This is a genomic window from SAR86 cluster bacterium (assembly GCA_029268615.1).
In the GTDB taxonomy this organism is placed as follows: domain Bacteria; phylum Pseudomonadota; class Gammaproteobacteria; order Magnimaribacterales; family Magnimaribacteraceae; genus JAQWNM01.
The window spans coordinates 71,456-96,788 of the sequence record JAQWNM010000005.1 but is presented as its reverse complement, the minus strand read 5'-3'; the positions used below and the strand labels follow the sequence as shown (position 1 = coordinate 96,788).

Genomic DNA, 25,333 nt, shown 5'->3' with positions numbered 1-25,333 from the left:
TGTAACATGATGATATGAGCCCAGTTTTGTTAACAAAAATAAGTCGAATTTAATCTTGATTCTGGGAACAGTTTCAACTAAAGTCGCATATTCAATTAACAACTGAGTTCCTATTTTTAGGTGGCAATAAAAAGACAGGTTTAAAATTCATGAAAAACAAACTAATATCAATAGCAGCATCTTTCTTTCTTTTACTGACTTCTCAGCTAGGTTTAGCTGCAGAGTCAGATGGGGACAAAAAGAAAGCTGAGGATGGAGAAAAGAAATCAACGGGTGGAGCTGCAGGTAGTGATGCAGCATCTAGCGCATCTGGAGGAATAGCACTTGGTACTGTAGCGGCTATTGCAGCAATTGCTGCAGCGGCTCTTGCAATTGCAGATTCTTCTACTGGAGGTAGTGATGAGGCTCCTACGCCACCACCACCACCACCACCACCACCACCGCCGCCGCCTCCGCCGCCGCCTCCTCCGCCGGAGCCGGTTATAGAGGAGTACATTAAATCTGAAACAAAGAACATCGTTGTAGATGTTCCTGGTACTAGAACAACCGGTGCAACTGCCACAAGAACAACGGGTGCAACGGCTACTAGAACAACCGGAGCAACGGCTACTAGAACAACGGGTGCAACGGCTACTAGAACAACCGGAGCAACGGCAACAAGAACAACGGGTGCAACTGCAACAGCAACTATGACAACTGGGGATGTAGACGAATCAGGAGATCCTGATATTACAACAGTCGCAGATGCATACGCCACAGGCTCAGCAGCAACATATTATGGAGAGTTACAAGAACAAGGACTTATTGAATCTGTAACGCTTGTAGCATCTGATTCTTACCTTATTTATACAATACCTGAGCCAGGTGCTAATGCTGAAGCTGCTAACGCGGCAGCTGGGGATACAAATACTGCTAACGCAAATATTAATGGCTTAACAGTTTATAGGGATCCAAATACGGGCGGTAATGCTCCGGGTTATTTAGGTGACTATGTAACTCAAGCAGCCAATGGTGGACCAACTAGCTTTGGCGGGGGTAACTACGCTGAAGATCCTATAGTTGCAACAAACTCAGTAAGTGGAATTGGAAATTATAGAGATATAAACACTGGCGTTCGTTATGATGCTTCAGGTGTTCCAGTTTCGGCACAAGAGGTATACATTATCCCAGTTGGTACGCCAACAGATATTATTCCTGGATCAGCTAACGCTGATGGTACATCTACTTATGTAGATCCAAACACGGGAGGAAATGCCCCAGGTTCTTTGGGTAGTTCAGTAGTGGCTTCTTCAGAATCTGGTGAGGCCGGAGCGTTATCTGCTGGATATTCTTCAAATTCTGGTTATGAAGGAGAAGGCTATAATGTTGATGGTGATAATTTAGCTGGAATGGGTGCTTCGGTAGCTTATGTAATTCCACCTGAAACTTATGTTGATGGTTCAGTTGTAGGTTTTACTGACCCTAATACAGGTAAAGGATCTTCTGGTGATCCAGAAAGTGCTCAATACGTTAGAGGAGCTGTAGGTGGAGGTAATAACACTGTTGGTAGAGACGAAGGTTTAGCCGCCTCTCCAAACGCATGGACAGAAAGTGGAGATTATAGAGATTCTGGTTATTCAGAGTCTTATGCAATACCTTATGAAGCTTATGCTGATGCTAATGCATCTGCTCTAGGACAATCAGTTGGTGGTGCAGGTAACGCTCCAGGATATCAAGGTGGAGAAGTTACTCAAGGTGCTAATATTGGAGGCTTAGTTGCAGAAGGAAAGGGATACTCAGAAGTGTATGAGATTCCATATGTTGCAGCAGATGATGTAGTAACTCGTGGAGACGTTGCTTCTACTAAGACAGGCTATAAAGATCCAAACACAGGTGGTGCAGCCCCTGGTTACTTAGGTGACTTTGTTACTGGTGCTTCAAACGGCGTAGAAGGATCTTTCAGTATGGGTAATGAAGGTGTAGGTGCATTAGAAGAGTATGTCATTGGGGAAGCTTGGGATGGAACTGGAGGAGGTTATGTTGACCCTCAAAATGGATTAGACCAATCTGTAGTTACAGGCTCATCTAGAGGTGCAGCAGACTTTGTAGGTAATGTAGGTTATGAAGAATATGTTATCCCTGCAGCTTTCAAACAGGGTGATGGAAGAGGTAACTACTATATCGATCCAAACACAGGTGGTGCAGCCCCTGGTTACTTAGGTGACTATGTATCTGCAGGTCCTGGTGGAGGTTTAGCTCCTAGCGGTGAAAGTACCGAAGGAAAAGGTTACTCAGAAACTTATGCGATTCCTTCAGATACTTATATAGACCCTAATACTGGTGGAAATAAGCCAGGTTACCAAGGAGATTATGTAACTGCTAATCAAAATACCGACCAAACTACTTTAGTTAATCTTACTGAAGAGTTCTTAGGTGATAATACAGATGCTGGTAAAACAACAATCACAGAACCATCTACTACTACAAAGGCCACAATTGTGACTTCAGTAGCAACAAGATGTACTGCTAACTGTTAACAAAAATCAGCAAAAAAAACCCGCTATGTGCGGGTTTTTTTTGTTTTTAATTTTATCTTCTCTATGTGATTAAAATAATAATGTAGAGAAGAAAAATATATAGTCCTGAGAATAACATCTCATAAAAGATCTCTCTTTATAAGAAATTTTGTTTTGCTAAATATTTATTTTTTAATGATATATTTTACCAGATAAAAATATCTAGATAATAAGGATCTGTTCAATCTAGATGTTCTAAAAGTCAAATTAATTTATGCTGAATAGGGTTTAGTAACTTCTATTACTATAGGCGGTACATTAGGAGCAATTTGTTGAATTGTCTTCCATACAAATCCTTCTGAGTCTACCCAGTAAGTATTTGTAAATTTCCACTTAATCAGCCGATTATGAATCTTTTCTGAAATTTTAATAAGTTCATATTCATTTCCTAAGATCTCTATAGTTTCTTTTTTATCTTTAGTACTGGATGTAACTTGAAGCTCAATATGACTTGCTTTTGGATTTGTTAAGCTTATTACCCTTTGAGATTTTATTTTTTTCTCTTCAAGTATTTCTATAAATTCTGGATCAGTATCATAATAATAATCTGATAAATCATTATTTAGTTTTGATGTTCTGACTATTCTTCCATTCTTGGTCTGAATAAGAACTTCGTCCCTGCTTATCCAGGAGAGTGTATTTCCTTCTATTTTTTGTAATATCATTAATCCAGCAGGACCCTTGCCTATTTTTATCCTTAAAGATGCATAGGGTATATTCTCAACCATTTCCCTTGAAATAGGATAATCAGGATATCCAAAGATCACTTTACTAAAGCTATTTATCCATAAGTTAGAAGATAAGAATCCTGCTCCACTAGACTTTAATCCTACAGCAGAGCAATTTGCTAGGATTATTGCTCCTAAAGCTAATAAAGTATTTTTTATGAATTTTCTATTCACTGTCCTAGTCTAATATATCTTGCCAATCTCTTTCCAGCTCATAGAAAGAAGTATTACCTGTAATGGAATAAAGAGAGTGATGTTGAACAAGAAGGGCGCCGCCATCTCTTGTGAGTGGATGTATACCAAAGAAGACATTACCGGTGCTGTAATTAGTAAAAAATAAGTCATGAGGTATTTGGAAGTAGATACCTTTATCAAAACTCCCTTCACCAAACTCCTCAGCTTGAACATTTGTTCTTGTAACGAAAAAGCCAAGTCTAAGACCTGTATGGAATCTTCTTGAAACATCTAAGGTTGCTCCCTTATCTCCAGCTAAGAATTGCCCTACCATTAATTGAGCAATTATTCTTTGCTTAGCAAATTCTTTATATATTTCTAGATGCCCAGTAGTAACTTCATAATCTCTAAAATCAAATAATTGGTTAAAGTCTCTTTGCCTAACTCTATGAGCTGCTATACCTACAGCCCATGATTTATTGAATGGTCTATATAGTATTTCACCTCCAACACCACCAAACATTTCCTCCATTAATCCAAAGTCTAAGCGTGCAATGATGTCTTTATAAGGAGAAAAAATATAGTCTAACTTCATTCTTTGGATATTATTTTTTCCCTCTTTTAAATATTCTTGTATGTCACTTCTTACATGAGGCAAAACACTATCACTCGCGGTCTTTAATTCATTAAAGGTACTGTAAACGTTAATACCTGCAACCGTGCTTAATTCTAAGCCCCTAGCAAATTTAATAGAATTATTAATTCTTATCCATAACTGACCTAAAAAGAAAGCTTCTGGACCGCCTATCATATTTCTTAATGCCGGTGCTATATTTGTTCTTACTTCAGGAAAGTTTACATAAGGTTTAAAATCTGCAGACTTGTAATGTTGATATTCAGGAGCCCTTATGCGTGCATTATTCCAAATTTCAGCTCTACTTCCTTTATAATTTAAATAGTCGGTTATATTTTCTCTTCTTACTGTTGTGCTACTCAATTCAACGTCAGCATTCATCGTGTTGATGGTAATAAATTCTATATTGTCAGGAGCTAGATAACTTGCAACTCTTATAGCTCTTCCTATGGCTCTAGGTTGAGATCTAAATTTTGCCTGGTTAATAGTTAAGGTAATTTCATCTTCAGATAGAGAGATTCCTTGTGTATAAATATTTTCAACAGCCAAGTTTGCATTAATTGAACCATATAAGAGTTCAGGATCTGCTTTTAGTCTATTTTTATCTTTTTGGGATGGAACCTTTAAATTTATGGGGGGGTCTATCTTAGGTACAATACTTCCAGTACCAAAATCTCCTTTCATAAAGAAGCTAAATTGAAATGTTTCCCCTCCGGAAATACCAACACTATATTCAATCATATCTCTTTGACCAGAAGTTAGACTGAAATTAAATGGAGAAGATCGGTCAGCTTTTGATGAGGCAGGATCATTATTAGCAGTATCATACTCTAATTTAAGTCTCCATCCCCTGAAAGGTAGGTTATACTCTATACCTCCAAAAAGGCCGACTTTTTCTCCTGAGAAGAAGCTGTCAAGTGAAAAGTCTCCTCCTTGACCATAATCATTAGTTCTAGATCTAAAATTTTCTCTTAATTTTATTAATGGATTACTGAAATTGCCTTGGCCTGCCAATGTACCCCAACCTAGTCCTAGTGTCGCATCTAAATTCCAGAACCTCTTGCTGGCAACTAAGTATTCAGCAGAGAATAAACCCGTACCTGCCATATCTCTAAAGCCAAATGCTACATTAGGAAGATATTTACTTTCTTTCCATGCTAAGAATCTAAAATCAAAGCCTTTATCTTTTAAAGTCTGATTACCGCTAAATGACTCAAATTCGCTATATTTTTGATTTTTAACTTCAGTATATCGATAGGTAGCCTCCATCCATGAAAAGGGTGTCGCTGTTAAAGCTGTTACCTCATAAGGGTATCTTGAAGTTATACCAAGTCTTAAGTTACCTGATGATTGAAACCTGGCTGTTGGGTATTCTATTAATCCTATTCCTCCATATCTTGAAGAAGTAGGGCCTACATCTTTGGGTAAGTAATCATATAAGGAAGCAAATCCAGCACTAGTAAAAATAAGAAGACTGAAAGCAAATAAAGTCTTATAAGACCTATGCATTGCTATATAAATACCCGACTTAATCGTCTATGGCAGCTAAAGCTGCTGCTGTTGTCGCTAGGTTGGATAATATTGGAGTTACAGTTTTGGTTGCAAGTAACCAATCAAATGGCGAGGTATCCCTTGGTATATATAAAGTAGTTCCAGGAGATATAAACTGTCTTCTTAATTTCCAAATTCCATCTCTAACTGCTCTTGCCTCTCCATTAGGTAGAATCATAAATATTTCTTTTGGGTCTGCCGATGGTCTTAGGCCTCCGGCCTGAGCTAAATAATCTTTTGTAGTATAAGAATTCTTAAAAGGAATAGTACCTGGAGAATATACATCGCCAACAACAGTCACAGCATTAACTCTGCTAGGTATATGAATTTTATCTCCATCTTCAATATATATATCCTTCTCAGGATTTTTTTCAATATTAATTGGATCTATATCCACTATCAGTCTGCCTGGTGATCTAACTGTCCTAAGTCTAGTTATTAAGTCGCTAGTTGCAGCACCTACTCCTCCTTGAAGTTTTCCTCCAATAATTGCACCAGCAATTGCAGACTCCATATCATCAGCAGCTCTTCTAAAAGAAGTATTTTGCATTTCTGAAATTGATTCTCTATTTAAAACAGCTCCAGCAATAAATGCACTCTCAGTGAAGCCTCCAGCTCTCTCCAGTAAACTTGATAATTTTTCACCATTTTTAACAGAGTAACTACCAGGATATCTAAATTGACCACTTAAGATAACATTTGCCTGACTTAAAGCGGTGATAGAAGGAACAAAGAACATATCTCCATCTAATACTTTAAGATTTAGGTTTTCATCTAAGTTAGCATTAATTTTAATTATCTCTCTATTACCTATATTTCTGTTAACTCTATTAAGCTCACCAGCATTAGCTCTGGCATTGGATCCAAGTCCTCCAGCAAAATCTATTAAAGTTTTAAGGTTTTCTCCTTCTTTTAGTTCAAATAGTCCTGGCCTTCTAAAATCTCCATGCATTCTTGCAGATTTTCTGATGGTAGGTATAAAGATTACATCTCCATTTTGGACTCTTATATCACTACTTGTATCTCCTTTTAATAGAAGATCATATAAATCAAATGTAGTAATAAGTTTACCCTTTCTTTTAAGTTCAATATTTCGAACAGATCCAATATCAGACACCCCGCCGCTAATGTGTAAAACATTGGTAATCGAAGCCAGGGAACTTACTGTATAAGCTCCAGGTAAATAAGCTGAACCCATAACGAAAACCTTTATGCTTCTGATTCCACCTAAGCTTACAATAGCTTCAGAACCCACAAACTGTGTCTTAACTTGTTTCTGTATTAATTCTCTACTTTCATTAAAGCTAAGACCGGCTAAGTTAAAAGGTTTAATTCCAGGTAATGTAATTGAGTAAGATCTATCTACTATATATTCTTGTTGTCTTCCTCCTCCGGTTAAATTCCCTCCTCCTAAAACCTGAATCATGAAAGTATCCCCAGGTCCTATTAAATAGTCGTTAGGTATAGGAATATCTGTTGCTGCAGCAAAGGTTGATGGGGCAGAGGCAAATAGTTCATATCCATAAACCCAATTCCTTGCTTTTTTTTCGTATTCAATTTTTTCTTGACCCGTTAATTCTCTTTTTTCTGGTCTAAGTACTAGAGTATTTACATCTTCAAATGTCTTCTTGATTTCATTAGTCAAAGTTTGCTGATCCATTATCTTAAGTCTCACGGCTGCAGCTTGATCTGCAGGAAGCCCTTGAAGAAGTCTTTCTTGTTCAGGTGTGATAGATTCACTTTTTTCTAAATCTATAGGTTCTGAATAAGAATTTATTGAGAAAAGAGATAAGAATATTAGAGGTAATATTCTCTTCGTATAGGTCAAATCTTCGCTTTTTAACATAGCAAGTCCATAAAAATTTTTGCGGAAAGTCAATTTTCCAATAATTTAAGTAAAATCACAACAAGAAAATGTTAAATTATGGATTTACCCCATCCCAGCTTATCTCTACATCCGCTAAAGAAATCATGATTCTTTGGATGAAGTAATAAGAGTTTAGAAGAATGTTTGCTTATATCAATTATAGAATTTGGACTCAAAGATATATTCTCTTGGCTATCAAAGCTTATTTCAGCTGAATCTATTTTTTGTTTTTCAGATAAGACAATCTTAATTTCTTTATTTGCATCTACTATAATAGGACTGCTATTAAGGCTTTGAGGAAATATTGGTAAAATTAAGATAATATCTAATTCAGGATGAATAATTGGACCTCCTCCTGATAAAGAATAAGCAGTAGAGCCAGTAGGGGTACTTATAATCAATCCATCAGCTCTTTGTTTGCATACAAATTGATCATCAACAAATAAAGTAAATTCAATCATTTGAGCTATTGCTCCTGAATGAATAACAATCTCGTTAAGGGCTTTATAATCTAATTCTTTATTATCTATTTTGGCCTTAATAAAGAATCTTTCATCTATTTGGAGTTCAGAATTTAGAATTGCTTTAAGTTCTTTTTCTATGTCTTCAGGTGCTATATCAGTAAGAAAACCCAAGCTCCCTAAGTTAACTCCTAATAGCGGTATGCCTTCAATGCCATAATTTTTAGCACTTTCTAGCATTGTTCCATCACCCCCTAAAGAGATAACCAAATCACATTTATGTTGAATTTCTTTTTTTGTTACATAATTTATATTGGTTAGATCAACGAGTGATTCAAATTTCCTATCAATTAGAACTTCTCTTTTTTCCGAAGTAAGAATTGTTACAATGGATTCAATTAATTGAGGTATCTTAGGATTATTAGATAATCCTACTATTCCTATATTCTTATATTTATTACTCATTTTTTTATCAATCTACTTTTATAGACCAGGTCTTTACCCAATATATAAAAATTGTATCTATAACTGCAATTATAACTTTTAATAAATATTTTACTGCAGCTAATGCAAAAGCTTCACTAAAACTCATACCAACAGCAATTATCCAAGTAAATTGATAAATTAGAGTATCTATAAGTTGCGATGTGATTGTTGAGAGGTTATTTCTTAACCATAGTTTTGATTCACCTGTGTAGGTCTTAATTTTATGAAAAAACCACACATCAAATCTTTGGCTTATTAAGTAGGCTGTTAATGATCCAACAACAAATGCTGGTGAATATCCGGCAAGAGTTGATATTGCATTGTGAACTTCTGCAGCAGAACCTGTCATGTCCGAAGGTTTAAATTGAATACTAATAAAAAGAGTAAGCATAACAGCTACATTAGCAAAAAATCCTAACATAACCGCTCTATTAGCTTCCTCTTTCCCATATTTTTCATTAAGAATATCTGTAGCAAAGTATATTCCTGAGTAAAGTATTGCACCCATGCTAGCTGTAAGACTATAACCAAAAATTTCTAGTTCACTTATCTTTCCACCCTGAAGGTTTGCAAGCATAATACCTAGAATCACTGAAGTATATAGTCCATATTTACCAAAGTATCTATATAAAATTAGTACCAAAGATAAGTCGTAAGCGATGGTTAAAATCCAAAGAGATTCTTGAGTAAATGGAATCATTGATTAATTTTATAATTGGTTATTTTAATTAGGTAATTATATGCTTAACCTTAATTAATAAAAATATTGTTTAAAATAAAATGACTATGAAATTAATAGAGAGTTTTAGAGAAATTTGGGACCAGAGTAGAAAACCAATATTCTTTACAGGGGCAGGGATAAGCACTGAGTCCGGTATACCAGACTTTAGAGGTCCTTCGGGCTTTTGGAAAACGAATACACCTATATATTTTGATGAATTTATTTCATCAGAATCAGCTAGACGAGATTCTTGGATAAAGAATATTGCTCTTAGAAAGAAACTCAAAGAGGTAGCCCCAAACTTGGGGCACTTATCCTTAAAAAGTTTAATGCAAATAAAGAAAGAATCTTATCTAATAACACAAAATGTTGATAATTTGCATCAAGATTCTGGGATACATGACAGTATAATTATAGAACTTCATGGAAACTCAACTTATGCTTTATGTCTTTCTTGCTCTAAAAACTATTCTTTAGAAGAAATCCATAAAAAATTAATAGATGAAGAAATTATACTTGATTGTATAAAATGTGGAGGCCTACTTAAGACTGCAACTATTTCATTTGGACAGGCCATGCCTGAAGAAAAAATGCAGTTAGCACAAAGAAAAGTCATAGATTGCGATCTATTTATTTCTATAGGTTCTTCTTTAACAGTATATCCCGCAGCAGGATTGCCTAAATTAGCAAAAGATACAGGGGCTAAATTGATCAATATAAATGCTGAAGAAACAGAACTCGATTATTTATTTGATCTCGTTATCAATGAACGAATTGGTAATTTCCTCGCAGATATAAATAAAAGTATTTAATAAATCAGACTAGCTCGTCCAAGAATCTTGCCTTCTTTTAGATCTTTTAGAGTTTGATCTGCTTCAGAGGCAGGTCTTGAGATGACTGGAATAGGATCTACTTTTCCTTCTTTCACCAGTTTCATTAATTCAGTCATTTCTTGAAGGTTTCCTACATAAGAACCAAGTAAATTTTTTGACATAATAGGTATCATTGGAAGAGGTAATGATATTTGTCCACCAAAAAGGCCTACAATGACTAAAGTTCCTCCTTTCCGAAGTAAGTTGTAACCTAAATTAGCAGAAGACTCAGCACCCACAAAGTCAATAACTGAAATCGCACCCCCACCTGTGGCCTCAAATAATTCCATAAATGTTTCATCTTTAGTTGAGTTAAATGTAAGAGATGCTCCAGAATTTTTAGCTAGATTAAGTTTTTGATCATCTATGTCCACTACTATTGGATTTATAGAAAAAGCAGCTTGGGCAATTTGAAGAGCCATCATTCCAACTCCTCCTGCTCCAATTATAACTAAGGAATTATCTCCTTCTAGAGGTATTACCTTTTTAAGAGCACTATAAGCAGTAAGACCTGAACAGGCATAGCTTCCTGCAAGCTCATCAGGTGTATCTCCTTTATCAAATAAATATTTACTATGAGGTACTAAAACATGATCTCCAAATCCACCACTACTATGAATTCCTAAGACATTTGCTGCATTACATAAGTTGCCATCTCCATCTAAGCAAAAATTGCAATTCCCACAACCTATCCAAGGAAAGGCGACATATTTTTCACCTATAGCGACATTTTGAGTTTTTTCGCCTATTGCAACAACTTCTCCAAATATTTCATGTCCTAAAGTGTAGGGAGTAGGTAATGGCATAGGTAGTTTATTTCCACCTCCTAAATCAAAGTGCCCCTCATGTATATGAACATCAGAGTGGCAGACTCCACATGCTATAGTTTTTAGAAGAATCTCTGTTCCTTGAGGTACTGGTGTTTCAAAAATATTCTCTTCCAAGGGTAATCCAGGTTCTATCACTTGATATGCTTTCATAATTTTTTAAGTTTTTTAAATTCCACTATTTAAGTTTAACTCATCTTAGACTATCCTTGTATATTCTATAATTCATTTTTTAAATATTTGGGGTAAATTATGTCAGATCTTCAAGCTTTTAGAGAAGAGACTCGAGATTGGCTAGAATTAAATTGTCCATCTGAGATGCGAAAACCCGGAGATGTGGCTTGGGGAGGCAGGAATGCTGAATTTTCTCATCCAGATCAAAAAATTTGGCTTGAAAGAATGGGAGAGAAGGGTTGGACATGTCCTACTTGGCCAAGTGTATATGGAGGAGGAGGGCTATCAAAGGAAGAAAATAAAGTTTTACAAGAAGAACTTAATTCCATGAATGCAAGAATGCCCCTTGCTAGTTTTGGAATTTGGATGTTAGGGCCTGCCTTGCTAGAATTTGCTACAGAAGAACAAAAATTTGAACACTTACCAAGCATTGTTAAGGGAGAATTTTGGTGGTGCCAAGGATATAGTGAGCCTGGATCGGGCTCTGATTTAGCAAGTTTAAGTACTAAAGCGGTCAAAGATGATGATAGTTACATAATTAACGGACAAAAAGTCTGGACATCTTATGCAGACAAGGCAGATAAGATATTCTGTTTAGTTAGAACGGGACCACAAGAACCAAAGCATAATGGAATTAGTTTTATCCTTATAGATATGGATCAACCAGGCGTCACTACGAAACCCATAACTTTGATAAGCGGTAAGTCTCCATTTTGTGAAACTTTTTTTGATGATGCTAAAGCTCCTGCAAAAGATTTAGTAGGAGGTTTAAATAAGGGGTGGACAGTTGCTAAGAGGCTTTTAGAACATGAAAGAACCATGATATCTTCATTTGGTTTAGGTTCTAGAGGAGAAGTAGGAGATAAAAAGTCTGGTTTAGTAGAGTTAAGCAAAAAATACATTGGCCTCGATTCTGAAGATAAACTCGATGATGCTTCTTTAAGATCTAAAATAGCCAGACATGATCTTAACTCCAGAGCATTTGGATTAACTATGCAACGAATTGGCGAGGAGACAAAAATAGGAGCTCCTAGTGCAGCTTCTTCTATGGGTAAGTATTATGGAAGCGAGCATAATAAATTAAGATATGAGTTGATGCTTGAGTCTATGGGAACTAAAGGAATAGGTTGGGAAGGAGATTCTTTTTCCATTGAAGAAATAGCTATTACAAGAGATTGGTTGAGGACTAAAGCTAATTCTATTGAAGGCGGTACCTCAGAAGTTCAGCTTAATGTAATTTCTAAAAGAGTATTGGGACTTCCTGATTAAAGTTTTGTACCAAAGTTAAAAAATAAGTAGGAGATCTAGATGGCTTTAGTGCTTAATGAAGAGCAACAATCTTTAAGGGATATAGCAAAAGAGTTTTTACAAAAGAATGCTCCAATTTCTCACTTTCGAGAAATTAGAGATACAAAAGATCCTTTGGGATACGATAAAGTTCTTTGGAAAAAGATGGCTGAATTAGGTTGGGCTGGAATTCTAGTGTCCGAAGAATATGGAGGTTTTAATTTTGGGATGATGGGTATGGGAGGAATTTTAGAAGAAACCGGCAAAACTTTAACTCCTTCGCCATTATTCGCTACAGGTCTTTTAGGGGTCAGTTTAATAGAGCTTGCAGGGGATGAAAAACAAAAAAAACAGTTACTACCTAAAATTGTAGAAGGAAATTTAACAACAGCTTTTGCTTTGGAAGAAGGTAGTCGACATGCTCCATGCAATATAGCTACCAAGGCAAAAAAAGAAGGTAATAGTTTTGTGTTAAATGGGGAAAAAACTTTCGTATTAGATGGTCATAGCGCTGAAAAGATTATTGTAGCTGCAAGAACTAATGGAGGGAATGACCAAAAATTAGGGATAACTTTATTTTGCATAGATTCTGGAACTCCAGGCATGGAAATTACTAGACTGAGCATGTTAGATTCAAGAAATGTTGCAGAAATTAAACTCAAGAATGTAAATATTTCATCAGATTGTCTGCTTGGCGAGTTAGATAATGGTTTTTCTATAATAGAAGAAGTCTTAGATCGAGCTCAGATAGGAATGTCAGCAGAAATGCTGGGTAATGCTACTCAGGCTTTTGAAATTACTTTAAATTATCTTAAAGAAAGAAAGCAATTTGGTTCTTTAATAGGAAGCTTTCAAGCTCTTAAACATAGAGCAGCAATAATGTATTCTGAACTGGAATTAACTAAGTCTTCAGTTGTTGGAGCCCTTAATGCTGTAGATGAGAAATCTAATGATAGAACCAGGTTTGCTAGTCTAGCAAAATTTAAAGCAGGTGAAACTTTGCATTTAGTTAGTAATGAGTCTGTGCAAATGCATGGAGGTGTAGGAGTGACTGATGAATATGATATTGGTTTTTTTATGAAAAGAAGCAGGGTAGCTCAACAAATTTTTGGTAGTGCTGATTATCACATAGATCGCTACGCAACCTTAAGTGAATACTAGAGATAAATCTTCTGAAACTTCAATACAACGTCTTTTATCTATCATGGAAAGGTTAAGAGATGAAGATGAAGGTTGTGAATGGGATAAGGAGCAAGATTTTAATAGCTTAACTCCTTTTATCATAGAGGAGGCTTACGAGGTAGTAGATGCTATCTCTAGAAATGACAAAATTGAGTTGAAATTTGAACTCGGTGATTTATTACTTCAAATTATATTTTTATCTCAAATAGCTAAAGAAAACAATTTTTTTGAATTCACTGATGTTGTTGATTCTTTATGTCAAAAGCTAATTGACAGACACCCATATGTTTTTGGAGATCCAAAAAAACATACTTCTAAAGCTCAAACAAAAAATTGGGAAATCCTTAAAAAGAAGGAAAGAAAACAGAAAGGCTTTAAAAGTATTTTAGATAATATTCCAAAAGCTTTACCGGCTCTAATTAGATCCCAAAAGATTCAAAAACGAGCCTCTAGTGTTGGTTTTGATTGGAGTGACAATAAAGATTATTTCAGAAAGATAGAAGAAGAACTTAATGAATTGAAAAATGCAATTTCATTAAAAGATCAACTGAGTATCAAAGAAGAATTAGGCGATTTATTTATGATAATAGCTAATCTATCAGCAAAGTTAGGAGTAGATGCAGAGGGGGCAATGGATGCAGGAAATAAGAAATTTGAAAGAAGGTTTAGGTTCATAGAATCTGAACTAGAAAAAAGAAATAAATCTATTTACGATAGTACAATTGAGGAAATGGATAGTTTGTGGAATAAATCAAAAGAGAAGAATTGATTTAACTTATGAGTTTTATTATTGGCGTATCTTCTTTTTTATTAATTGTCTTAAATACACTTTTTTGGTGTTTCTTTCTTCTTTCTTTTGCTATCTTAAAAATCTTTTTTCCTATTGAGGCGTGGAAGGTTCTTTGTACCAAATATATTATTTTAATTGGAGAATGTTGGATAGCTTGTAATGGAATTTGGATAAGATACTTGCATAATCCGAAGTGGATAGTCTCGGGATTTGAATCTTTAAATAGGGATAATTGGTATTTAGCTACAGCAAATCACCAGTCTTGGGCAGATATTTTTATATTACAAGGAATTACCAATAAAAAAATTCCAATGCTGAAATTCTTTATGAAAGATATATTATTTTGGGTGCCAGTAATTGGATTGGCTTGGTGGGCTTTGGATATGCCTTTCCTTAAGAGATATTCAGAGGAGCAATTAAAAAAGAATCCAGAATTAAGAGGTAAAGATATTTCTCAAATGCAGTCCTCTTTTTCCCGTTTTGCAAGATATCCAGTATCAATATTTAGTTTTGCAGAGGGAACAAGATATAGTGAATCTAAGCATTTTATACAAGAGTCTCCTTTTTTAAATCTACTAAGACCAAAGTTGGGTGGAATAGGTTTAGCCCTATCTACCATGCCCTATATTAATCAGTTCGTAGATTTTACTATTTCATATGAAGCTAAAAAAAGAACCTTTTGGGCTTTTCTTTCTGGCAAAATGTCAGAAGTAAATATTCATGTAAATATTATCGATATACCCTCTATATTGAAGGGAAGAGATTATCTAAATGATTCAACTTACCGTGAAAATTTGAAGGTTTGGATGAATGATATTTGGAAAGAAAAAGAAAAATTCTTGAAATAAATTTTACTTAAACTAAAAAAAAGTCTAGACAAAAGGTACTAATCTAACTTTATACTAAAAAGGAACTTTAAATTTTGGGAATTTATATGAAGTCTCTAGTGGTAGTTGAGTCAGGAGCTAAAGCTACAAAGATTAAAGGTTACTTAGATGATTCTTTTCCGGAAGAGGAATGGATGGTCATTCCCTGTCTGGGACATTTTAGAGATCTTCCTGACGATGATGGAGCTGTTAATCCACTTAACTGGTCTGATCTCAAATGGCAAGAAACAGTTAAAGGGAAAAAAACTATTAAGGAGTTGAGGAAGATTTGTAAAGAAGTAAATAATGTCTATTTAGCAACTGACCCTGATAGAGAGGGGGAAGCAATAGCGTGGCATTTACAAAATGATTTCGATAATAAAAAATTACTTGCAGAAACAAACTTAAAAAGAATTAGTTTTACTGAGATCACTTCTTCAGCAATCAAACGAGCTGTAGAAAATCCAAGAACTATAGATGAAAATTTAGTTAATGCTTATTTAACAAGAAGAATATTAGATCATTTGATAGGTTTCAAAGTTTCACCGTTTTTATGGAGGCATATTTCTAGAGCAAAATCAGCAGGTAGAGTTCAATCTCCTTCCTTAAGACTTATTTGTGAAAGGGAGGATGAGAGGGATGCACATATTCCAATGGAATATTGGCCAATAAAGACCACTTTCGAATTTGGAGATTCTATATTTGAGACCGACCTAATAAAAATTAATGAAAGGAATCTTAATCAAGCACCAATAGATAATGAAGACTGGGTAAATCAAATAATATCTGAGCTTAGCAATTCTTCGTTTATTCTTTCTGATATAGAAACAAAGCCTCAATCTAGTTCACCTAAACCACCATTTAGAACTTCTACCTTACAAATGGCAGCTGCCAGTTCTTTTGGTTTTACTGCTGATAGGACTATGAGCGGTGCTCAGAAATTATATGAGGGCGGATTAATAACTTATTTAAGAACAGATGGAATCTCTATTAGTACTTCTCCTAATACAGGCGATCCATATTCAGAAACAAGCCCAGGTCCAGCCCCATTGCATGAAATAAGAAATTTAATTTCAACTAAATTTAACCAATCTTATTTATCTGATCAGATAAGGGTATATAAATCAGGAGTAAAAAATACTCAAGAGGCACATGAAGCAATAAGACCTACTGATATTTCTTTAATTCCAACTAGTGTCAATTTATCTGGTGATGAAGAAAAATTGTATGAGTTAATTTGGAATAGAACAGTTGCAAGTCAGATGGTTAATTCTAAATACGAAAGAAAAATTTTGACTATTCAATCTCATGATGACAAGTACATTTTTAGAGCTACTTCACGAAAGAATTTATTCATGGGCTTTGAGAAACTTACTAAAGAAGATGAGGAATCGGACTCACAATTTCCTTCTTCATTGTCCCAAGGAGATGAATTAAATTTAAAAGAAAATATTACTGAACAAAAGTTTACTCTACCCCCTAGCAGATATTCAGAAGCTTCACTTATAAAAAAGATGGAAGAAGAAGGCATTGGCAGACCATCTACTTATGCAACTATTGTTAAAGGTTTAAGATCAAAAAAATATGCCTATGGAGCTAAATCTATAATTCCTTCTGACTTAGGAAGGATATTAACTTCTTACTTGAAATGTATTTTTAGAGATTTCTTTATAGAGACTAAATTTACTGCTGAAATGGAAAGAGATTTAGATGAAGTGGCATCAGGAGAGAAGAAATGGAATGATGTTTTGGATAGGTTCTGGAAAGAATTACAGAGTTATTTAAATAAAAAAATAAACGATATAGAAATAAGCGATAAAGATGGTTTTAAAACTAGACAAGTTTTAGATTTATTGAATGCGGAGCTTCATGACGTAATTTTTCCTAAAACTCAAAAGGGATTAATTACTCGTGAATGTCCTAAGTGTTCAGAAGAGACTAGTTTAAAGTCGGGAGCCTGGGGATATTTTGTTGGCTGTTCAAGTTGCAAGTGGACTAAAAAACCATTTGATTTCAATATTGATTGGGAAACCTATCAAATGCTTCCTAAGGATTTAGGTAATCATCCCGATTTAAATTCACCAATTTATGCTGATATGAGTATAAATGGCCCTTGTGTTTGGACCACTAAGGAAGGAAAAAAGATTTATGGCTCACCAGATGAAGATGAATTTATACTAGATATTGGGCTAAATAGAGCCATTGAATTAATTGAGAGAGATTCAGGAGAAAATATTTTATTTACTGAATCTTTAAGTAATTTACCTGTTTTCCTAAAAAAAGGAAGATTTGGAGAATATACCGAATTTGATGGATTTAATAAAGCAACAAAACTTCCACCAGAAAACAAACCTGCTAATCCTAAAGTTTCTTATTATGACCCCCATTCTCTTGATTACGAAAATCATGAAACAAGATCTTTTGTCCTTAAATCTCTGAGAGTTGAAGGCTTTCACCCAGATACTAATCAACCTGTTGGTATCAAGATAAGGAAACAGGGTAAGGCATTCAAGTTTATTAAGAATATAAAATGTGGTGATATAGAAGTACCTACTGTAAACGATTATTATAAGTTAGATTTGGAAGAGAAAAGAGAAATAATAAAAAAAGCTCTAGCTATAAAAGAATTTAAATTTTTTTATGAGTAATTTCTTAATAAACCTACACAAGTTCCTTCAAAGGACAGATCTTCTCTTGTGGGATTAATTTCTATATTTGAATATTTTGAATTCTCGGGTTTTAATATTACTTTATCAGTACTAAGTTTTTTTAAAGTTTTTACTGTTACTTCATCATGAATTCTAGCAATTACTATCGACCCTACTCTTATTTCTGTGTCTTTATTTACTCCTATAAGATCATCTTCCAATATACCAGCTTCAATCATACTGTCCCCTTTGACACGAAGATAAAAGTCAATTCCTTTGGGGTAGGTTTCTTGAGAGGCAGATATTCTTTTTTCAATATTTTCTTGAGCTAAGATGGGTCCTCCAGCTGCTACAAGGCCTATAATTGGTATTCCTAAATCTCCATTATTCAGATTAAGAATTATTCCTCTTGAAGAGCCGGCTTGAATAGATATAACTCCTTTTTTTTCTAGGGCCCTTAAATGGGATTCTGCTGCATTAGGAGATTTAAAGCCAAGTTTTTTTGAGATTTCGGCTCTAGTAGGAGGAAATCCATAGTTTCGAACATTATTTTTTATAAGGTCTAAAACTTCTCTTTGTCTTATAGTTAAATCTTTCATATTTATAAAAATGATATTATACTGTAATTATATACAGTAATTAAGTATTGAGCAAATAAATTAATGTTAGTAATTGGAATTACATCACGAGCACTTTTTGATTTAGATTCGAGTCATTCAATTTTCAGGGAGAAAGGTTTAGATGTTTATACTCAACATCAAATTGATAATGAAAATGTTCCTTTAAAACCCGGTAAAGCATTTTCTATGGTTAAAAAGTTATTAAATCTAAATTCACTAATTAAAGGTAATAGAAGTGTAGAGGTTGTTTTACTAAGTAGGAACTCGGCTGATACAGGACTTAGAATATTTAATTCAATTGAACATCATGATTTAAATATTACTAGAGCTGCCTTTTGCGGAGGAAATAGTCCACATGAATATGCAAAAGCTTTCGGAGCACATTTATTTCTTTCTTCTGAATATTCAGATTGTAAATTAGCCCTAGAGAGCGGAATAGCGTCAGCAAGGATTATGCCTTCTGGTAAATCAGAAAGCCAAGATGGAATCTTAAAGGTCGCTTTCGATGGTGACGCAGTTATTTTTTCTGATGAATCGCAAGAGATCTTTGAAAAAGAAGGTTTATTGGCTTTTGATCAAAACGAAAAATCTTTAGCAAGACTTTCTTTATCTGGAGGACCTTTTAAACCTTTCTTGTCTCAACTAAATTTAATTCAGAAAAATTTTAGTCATTACGAATGTCCAATAAGAATTGCCTTAGTAACCGCTAGATCAGCTCCCTCTCATGAGAGAGTAATTAGGACATTGAGAGATTGGAATATAAGAATAGATGAATGTCTTTTTTTAGGGGGAATGACAAAGAAAGATTTTCTTAAAGCTTATCAAGCAGATATTTTCTTTGATGATCAATTAGATAATTGTGAACTATCAAGTGAAGAGGTCGCAACTGGTCAGGTAGTAAGACTAGAAAGCTAATATTCTTTTACTCTGGTTGATATAAGTATAAAATCCTCGTTTCTTAATACAATCAAGAAATATGGAATATATTTGTTTAGACTTAGAAGGAGTTTTAGTTCCAGAAATTTGGTCAGAGGTGGCGGTTTGGTCCGGCGAAGATCAATTTAATCTAACTACTCAAGATTTAAAAGATTATTCAGAGTTAATGGATATCCGCATGGAACTTGTTAAAAAATTAGGCATTTCTATGCAAGATATTATGAATGTTGTTGAGAATATGGAACCTTTTCCTACGGCAAAGAATTTTTTAGATTGGGCTAAAGACAGGTTTCAGGTTGTAATAGTTTCAGATAGTTTTTATGAGTTAGCTTGGCCCTTAATTAGGAAGTTAGGAACTCCGTCTATAATTTGCCATAATTTAGATATAAAAGAAGGGCAACTTAAGGGATATAAGCTAAGGCAGGATGATAACAAAAAGAAGGTAGTAGAAAGCTTGCAGTCTTTAAAATATAAAGTCTTTGCTTCGGGAGATTCATATAATGATATACAAATGTTAGCAGCGGCAGACTTTGGCGTTTTTTTTCAAGCACCCCAGCACATAAGAGATGAATTTAGTTCCATTCCAGGAGTGCAATCTCATGAAGAACTAAAAGAATTATTTTCTTCACAGACTAATTACATAGTTTAACAGATGGAGTAAAATAGGTACTATGCAAAATATATCTCCAGGAAGTAAACTTAGAAATGCTTTAGAAGAAAACCATCCTTTACAATTGGTAGGAACTACAAATGCATATAGCGCTTTGCTTGCAGAAAAAACAGGACATCAGGCTATTTATTTATCTGGAGGTGGAGTAGCAGCTTCAAGCTTGGGTATACCGGATTTAGGAATAACTACATTGAATGATGTAATTGTTGATGTAGAGCGTATAACCAATGTTTGTGATTTACCTTTGATTGTTGATGCTGATGTTGGTTGGGGGGGAACCTTTAATTTATCGCGCATGACCAGAACAATGATCAAATCAGGGGCAGCAGGTATTCACATTGAGGATCAAGTTTCGCAAAAGAGATGTGGTCATAGACCGAATAAAGAAATAGTAAGTTTATCGGAAATGTGTGATCGGGTGAAATCAGTTGTTGATGCTAAAACAGACGATAATTTTTATGTTATTGCTAGGACAGATGCTATTGCAGTAGAAGGCATAGATAGTGCTATTGAGCGAGCAAAATACTGCATAGAAGAAGGAGCTGATGCTATTTTTCCTGAGGCAGTAACTAAACTAGAAGACTATAAAATGTTTAAAGAAGCAGTAGACGCACCTATTCTTGCAAATATAACTGAATTTGGAGCGAGTCCTTATTTAAATTGCAAGGAATTATCAGGTGCTGGTGTAGATATAGTTCTTTATCCGCTTACAGCTTTTAGAGCAATGAGTAAGGCTGCAGAAGAGGTATACAGAGAAATTAAAGAAAAAGGAACTCAGAAAGGAATACTCGATAAATTACAAACTAGAGATGAACTTTATGAAGTTCTAGATTATCATTCGTTTGAAAATAAATTAGATGAGCTTTTTAAAAAGAATAGTTAGAGGAAAAATATGGCACAAAAGAAATTAGAAGGAGCAGGACTAAGGGGGCAAGTAGCAGGAAAGACTTCTTTATGTACTGTAGGTAAAGAAGGTGCAGGATTAACTTATAGAGGTTATTCGATAGAAACACTTGCAGAGAAAGCAACTTTTGAAGAAGTTGCTCATCTTTTGCTTTACGGCAATTTACCTAATAAATCCGAATTGGATTCCTATAAAAAGAAATTATCTTCAATGAGAAGTCTTCCAGCGCCACTAAAAGAAGTTTTAGAAAGAATCCCTTCTTCTGCCCATCCTATGGATGTCTTAAGAACTGGTTGTTCTATGTTAGGAAACCTTGAACCAGAAGGTAATTTTAAAAATCAAAATAATTCCGCAGATAGGATGTTAGCAGCTTTTCCTTCTATCATAATCTATTGGTATAGATTTTCTCATGATGGAGTCAAAATCAATGTAGAGACAGAAGATGATTCTATAGCAGGTCATTTTTTAAATATGTTATTGGACAGAAAACCTTCAGATAATCATAGAAGATGTTTAGACGTTTCTCTTATGTTGTATGCAGAACATGAATTTAATGCCTCCACGTTTACAGGTAGGGTAACAGCATCAACTTTGTCTGACATCCACTCTTGTGTAACAGGGGCTATAGGCTCTTTAAGAGGACCTTTGCATGGAGGGGCCAATGAAGAGGCTATGGAAATGATAAAAGATTGGAAAAGCCCTGATGAAGCAAAAGAAAATATACTGGGTATGTTAGAAAGAAAAGATAAAATAATGGGCTTTGGGCATGCAATATATGCTGATAATGATCCTAGAAACGCTATCATTAAAGAATGGTCAAGAAAGCTATCAGAAGAACAAGGTGATACGGTCTTGTATGCCGTTTCAGAAGAAGTAGAAAGGGTTATGTGGGATGAAAAGAAATTATTTTGTAATGCAGATTTCTTTCATGCCTCTGCTTATAATTTTTTAGGGATTCCTACCAAACTTTTTACTCCTATTTTTGTCCTTGCCAGACTTACAGGATGGGCTGCTCATATAATGGAACAAAGGGCAGATAATAGGATTATCAGACCTATAGCTGATTATGTAGGACCTGAGAATTCTGTCTGGGTAGATTTATCAGATAGATAATTAACCAGTTAATAAATAAGGAAATTCTATGAGTGGAAATGTAGAACTTAATGTTCGTCCTGATCCGGATGATATATTGGTCAAGATTGCTGAATATGTGCTAGATAAAGATATCAAAAGCGCAGAAGCATTCAGCACAGCTAGATATTGTTTAATGGATACTTTGGGTTGTGGATTACTGGCTTTAACTTTTTCGGATTGCAAAGATTTATTAGGCCCTTATGTGGAAGGAACTTCTGTTCCGGGAGGAGTGAGAGTTCCTGGAACTTCTTTTGTATTGGACCCGGTGAAAGGAGCTTGGGATATAGGGGCTATTATTCGTTGGTTGGATTTTAATGATACTTGGTTGGCAGCTGAGTGGGGTCATCCATCAGATAGTTTAGGAGGTATTCTCGCAGCAGCTGATTATCTTTCTCAAAAGAGAATTTCTGAAGGCAAAGATCCTCTATCAATGAAAGAGGTTTTAACTGCCATGATAAAGGCTCATGAAGTTCAGGGTATCTTAGCATTAGAGAATAGTTTTAATAGAGTTGGGCTAGATCATGTTGTTCTAGTTAAAGTTGCCTCAACAGCAGTTATTTCTTCAATGTTTGGCTTAAGCAAGAGTCAAACTATAGATGCTTTGTCACAAGCATGGGTTGATGGGCAGAGTTTAAGAACATATAGACATTCGCCGAATGCAGGACCAAGAAAATCTTGGGCAGCTGGCGATGCAACTAGCAGGGCCTTACAACTTGTTATTATTACTCAAAAAGGGCAAATTGGTTATCCTAGTGTCCTAACAGCTCCTACATGGGGTTTTTATGATGTTCAATTTAAAGGTAAAGAATTTACTTTACCTAGACCTTTTGAATCTTATGTAATGGAGAATATTTTATTTAAAATCTCTTTTCCAGCAGAGTTTCATGCTCAAACTTCAGTGGAGGCAGCGGTAATTCTACATGCAGAAGTAAAAGATAGATTGGATGAAATTGAAAAAATAATAATTACTACACATGAATCTGCTATAAGAATTATTAGTAAGGAAGGGAAACTAAACAATCCTGCTGACCGAGATCACTGCTTACAGTATATGACAGCTATCGGTCTATTGAAGGGAGATTTAATTGCTGAAGATTATGAAGATGATGTCGCTTCAGATCCTCGGGTAGATGAACTAAGATCAAAGATGGTTATAGAAGAAGATAACAGATATACAAAAGAATATTTACAAGAAGATAAAAGGTCAATTGCAAATGCTATTCAAATTTATTTTAAAGATGGTTCAACTACCAACAAAGTAGAAGTGGAATATCCTGTTGGCCATAGAAGAAGAAGAAAAGAAGGAATTCCGTTATTAATGAAGAAATTCGAGAGGAATCTAATGACTCAATTTTCTGATGAAAGGATTAAATCTATTCTTAATCTTTGTGATTCTCAAGAAAAATTAGAATTAACTTCTGTGACAGATTTTATGGATTTAATGGTTGCCGAATAAGATCTCAATTAATGAAGGAGGGTTTTGGTGGAAAAAATAAAATGCTTCTTTAATTTTCGCAGTCCTTACTCTTACTTAGGTGTAAAAAAAGCATTAGACAAGGGATTAGATTTAGAATTTATTCCTCTGTGTTATCTCCCTAGAGAGGTATTAGAGTCTTTCTCAGATCCTACGGCAAGCCCATTCAAGAGAACTTATTTATTTGAAGACTGTAATCGTCTATTTAAAGAAGAAGGCGTTCAGATGGCAGAGAAGATAGCGGGTGATTGCAATTGGCCTAGAGTGCATGCAGCGTGGTTAGCAGCTTCAGATGAAGGCTTAGGTAAAGAATTTATGCTTCATGCATATAATTTTAGATGGCAATCTGGATTAAATTTAGAAGAAGAAGCAGTCATTCAGGACATTTGTGAAATAATAGAACTAAATCCTGATGTTTGTATTTCTGCTATGAACGATGAAAGATTTGATAAAAGGTTAAAATCGTATACAAAGGTCATGCGAGAATATGAAGTTTTTGGAGTTCCTACTTTTTTGTATAAGCGAGAGAGGTTTTGGGGGCAAGATAGGATAGATTTATTAATGAGTGTCTTTAAAAATACTTAAATACTTCATACTGATTAAGTTTGTTATATGGAGATAGATAATAAAGCATTAAATAATATTCTATCGAGAGCAGTGAAGGATAAGATTCCTGGAGTGGCGGCTTCCATTATTAGTTCAAGCAATACTCTTTATAAAAATCAGTTTGGATATTCTAATTATTCTGATAAGCAATATTTACAGGAAGATTCTCTTTATAGAATAGCTTCAATGACCAAGGCAATTACCTCTGTTTGTATTTTACAATTAATGGAAAGAGGTAAATTAAGAATAGATTCAAAATTAAAAGATTTCTTTCCAGAGGCCGGAAAAGCTAAAATTTTAAAGGGTTTTGATGCACGTAATATTCCTCTTTATAAAAATGTTTCTGCCGACATAACTATCAAACATCTCTTAACTCATACTTCAGGATTTGCTTATGAGATATGGAACGATAAGATATTGAAATTAATGGAGTTAGGACTTTTATCTTCTGCTTTTGAAGGAAGTAGTAATTTTTTAAAAGCTCCTTTAGTCCATGAACCAGGTACGTCTTGGGAATATGGAATAAGTATAGATTGGTTGGGACATTTAGTAGAAAAAGTTTCTGATCTTAGTTTACAAGATTATATGGTCAAGAATGTTTTTAAACCTCTTGAGATGAATGATACAAGCTATGATATTCCTTCCCATAAGATTGATAGGTTATCTTCAGTTCATAAGAGAGAAGATGAAGGCTTTACTGTTCTTCCTTTTGAAATTCCTAAGAAAGAAGACTTTTACTCCGGGGGAGGTAATCTAATTTCATCATTATCTGACTATTCTAAATTCCTTCAGATGATTTTAAATAATGGAAGTCTCAATAATAGGCAAATTTTAAAGAAAGATTCAATCCAAACAATGTCAGTAAGTCATACAAGTGGTATATCTCTTCATCCGATGAGATCAGTTGTTCCTTTTTTATCAAATGATTTTGATTTCTTTCAGGGTCAAAAAGGATCTTGGGCATTAGGTTTTTTATTATCTGAAGAGGATAGTGTATCCGGTAAACCAAAAAATTCTTTGGGCTCTTATGGTCTTTTTAATTCCTTTTGTTGGATTGATAAGATGAATGATTTAGCAGGATTACTCATAATGCAAATGCTTCCATTTTTTGATGAAGAAGTAGTTAAAGTCTTAAATTCTTTTGAAAAAAATATTTATGATTAGTA

General features: G+C 34.6%; 21 protein-coding genes. 14 read left to right on the top strand and 7 right to left on the bottom strand.

Annotated elements, in window-relative coordinates:
• Positions 1–149: 149 nt before the first annotated feature.
• Positions 150–2,516 carry a hypothetical protein gene (locus P8J93_01990; protein ID MDG2060570.1) on the top strand — a complete coding sequence of 789 codons (2,367 nt, stop codon included), beginning with the start codon at positions 150–152 and terminating at the stop codon, positions 2,514–2,516.
• Between the two features lie 251 nt (positions 2,517–2,767).
• On the opposite strand, the gene P8J93_01985 is transcribed toward P8J93_01990, so the two are convergent.
• The 5 genes from P8J93_01985 to P8J93_01965 all read right to left on the bottom strand — a co-directional run bounded on the left by P8J93_01985 (position 2,768) and on the right by P8J93_01965 (position 9,156).
• Entirely contained in the window at positions 2,768–3,457 is a 690-nt protein-coding gene (locus P8J93_01985) for a YjbF family lipoprotein (GenBank protein MDG2060569.1), read from the bottom strand.
• Positions 3,458–3,461: 4 nt separating this feature from the next.
• On the bottom strand, positions 3,462–5,600 hold the full coding sequence (locus P8J93_01980) for a YjbH domain-containing protein (GenBank protein ID MDG2060568.1): 2,139 nt from the start codon (positions 5,598–5,600) through the stop codon (positions 3,462–3,464).
• 19 nt (positions 5,601–5,619) lie between these two features.
• Positions 5,620–7,488, bottom strand: coding sequence for an SLBB domain-containing protein (locus tag P8J93_01975; protein MDG2060567.1), 1,869 nt, complete (start codon positions 7,486–7,488; stop codon positions 5,620–5,622).
• Between the two features lie 71 nt (positions 7,489–7,559).
• The gene (locus P8J93_01970; GenBank protein MDG2060566.1) at positions 7,560–8,435 is read right to left on the bottom strand and encodes an NAD(+) kinase; all 876 of its coding nucleotides are present in this window, start codon (positions 8,433–8,435) and stop codon (positions 7,560–7,562) included.
• Between the two features lie 7 nt (positions 8,436–8,442).
• Positions 8,443–9,156 (bottom strand): queuosine precursor transporter, encoded by a 714-nt coding sequence (locus P8J93_01965; GenBank protein ID MDG2060565.1) that lies wholly within the window; start codon positions 9,154–9,156, stop codon positions 8,443–8,445.
• 86 nt (positions 9,157–9,242) lie between these two features.
• Between P8J93_01965 and P8J93_01960 the strand changes: the two genes are divergently transcribed.
• Complete coding sequence (locus P8J93_01960; GenBank protein ID MDG2060564.1) at positions 9,243–9,989, top strand: Sir2 family NAD-dependent protein deacetylase; 747 nt, start codon at positions 9,243–9,245, stop codon at positions 9,987–9,989.
• Here the strand turns inward: P8J93_01960 and P8J93_01955 are convergent.
• A complete protein-coding gene (locus P8J93_01955) occupies positions 9,986–11,029 on the bottom strand; it encodes an alcohol dehydrogenase (GenBank protein ID MDG2060563.1) in 1,044 nt (347 codons plus the stop codon). The genes P8J93_01960 and P8J93_01955 overlap by 4 nt on opposite strands.
• A gap of 99 nt (positions 11,030–11,128) precedes the next feature.
• Between P8J93_01955 and P8J93_01950 the strand changes: the two genes are divergently transcribed.
• The 5 genes from P8J93_01950 to topA all read left to right on the top strand — a co-directional run bounded on the left by P8J93_01950 (position 11,129) and on the right by topA (position 17,823).
• A complete protein-coding gene (locus P8J93_01950) occupies positions 11,129–12,319 on the top strand; it encodes an acyl-CoA dehydrogenase family protein (GenBank protein ID MDG2060562.1) in 1,191 nt (396 codons plus the stop codon).
• A 39-nt stretch (positions 12,320–12,358) separates the two neighbouring features.
• The gene (locus P8J93_01945) at positions 12,359–13,498 is read left to right on the top strand and encodes an acyl-CoA/acyl-ACP dehydrogenase (protein ID MDG2060561.1); all 1,140 of its coding nucleotides are present in this window, start codon (positions 12,359–12,361) and stop codon (positions 13,496–13,498) included.
• On the top strand, positions 13,488–14,288 hold the full coding sequence (gene mazG, locus P8J93_01940) for a nucleoside triphosphate pyrophosphohydrolase (GenBank protein ID MDG2060560.1): 801 nt from the start codon (positions 13,488–13,490) through the stop codon (positions 14,286–14,288). The genes P8J93_01945 and mazG overlap by 11 nt, the downstream gene beginning before the upstream one ends.
• 8 nt (positions 14,289–14,296) lie before the next feature.
• The gene (locus P8J93_01935) at positions 14,297–15,157 is read left to right on the top strand and encodes an acetyltransferase (GenBank protein MDG2060559.1); all 861 of its coding nucleotides are present in this window, start codon (positions 14,297–14,299) and stop codon (positions 15,155–15,157) included.
• A gap of 86 nt (positions 15,158–15,243) precedes the next feature.
• Entirely contained in the window at positions 15,244–17,823 is a 2,580-nt protein-coding gene (topA, locus tag P8J93_01930; GenBank protein ID MDG2060558.1) for a type I DNA topoisomerase, read from the top strand.
• On the opposite strand, the gene lexA is transcribed toward topA, so the two are convergent.
• A complete protein-coding gene (gene lexA / locus P8J93_01925) occupies positions 17,814–18,422 on the bottom strand; it encodes a transcriptional repressor LexA (protein MDG2060557.1) in 609 nt (202 codons plus the stop codon). The genes topA and lexA overlap by 10 nt on opposite strands.
• A 63-nt stretch (positions 18,423–18,485) precedes the next feature.
• Between lexA and P8J93_01920 the strand changes: the two genes are divergently transcribed.
• The 7 genes from P8J93_01920 to P8J93_01890 all read left to right on the top strand — a co-directional run bounded on the left by P8J93_01920 (position 18,486) and on the right by P8J93_01890 (position 25,331).
• On the top strand, positions 18,486–19,358 hold the full coding sequence (locus tag P8J93_01920) for a 5'-nucleotidase (protein ID MDG2060556.1): 873 nt from the start codon (positions 18,486–18,488) through the stop codon (positions 19,356–19,358).
• Between the two features lie 61 nt (positions 19,359–19,419).
• Entirely contained in the window at positions 19,420–20,028 is a 609-nt protein-coding gene (thrH, locus tag P8J93_01915; GenBank protein MDG2060555.1) for a bifunctional phosphoserine phosphatase/homoserine phosphotransferase ThrH, read from the top strand.
• A gap of 22 nt (positions 20,029–20,050) precedes the next feature.
• Positions 20,051–20,932, top strand: coding sequence for a methylisocitrate lyase (gene prpB, locus P8J93_01910; GenBank protein MDG2060554.1), 882 nt, complete (start codon positions 20,051–20,053; stop codon positions 20,930–20,932).
• Positions 20,933–20,941: 9 nt separating this feature from the next.
• The gene (gene prpC / locus P8J93_01905) at positions 20,942–22,066 is read left to right on the top strand and encodes a 2-methylcitrate synthase (GenBank protein ID MDG2060553.1); all 1,125 of its coding nucleotides are present in this window, start codon (positions 20,942–20,944) and stop codon (positions 22,064–22,066) included.
• Between the two features lie 28 nt (positions 22,067–22,094).
• The gene (locus P8J93_01900) at positions 22,095–23,543 is read left to right on the top strand and encodes a bifunctional 2-methylcitrate dehydratase/aconitate hydratase (GenBank protein MDG2060552.1); all 1,449 of its coding nucleotides are present in this window, start codon (positions 22,095–22,097) and stop codon (positions 23,541–23,543) included.
• Between the two features lie 27 nt (positions 23,544–23,570).
• The gene (locus P8J93_01895; protein ID MDG2060551.1) at positions 23,571–24,146 is read left to right on the top strand and encodes a DsbA family protein; all 576 of its coding nucleotides are present in this window, start codon (positions 23,571–23,573) and stop codon (positions 24,144–24,146) included.
• 27 nt (positions 24,147–24,173) lie between these two features.
• A complete protein-coding gene (locus tag P8J93_01890) occupies positions 24,174–25,331 on the top strand; it encodes a serine hydrolase (protein ID MDG2060550.1) in 1,158 nt (385 codons plus the stop codon).
• The last annotated feature ends 2 nt before the right edge of the window (positions 25,332–25,333 follow it).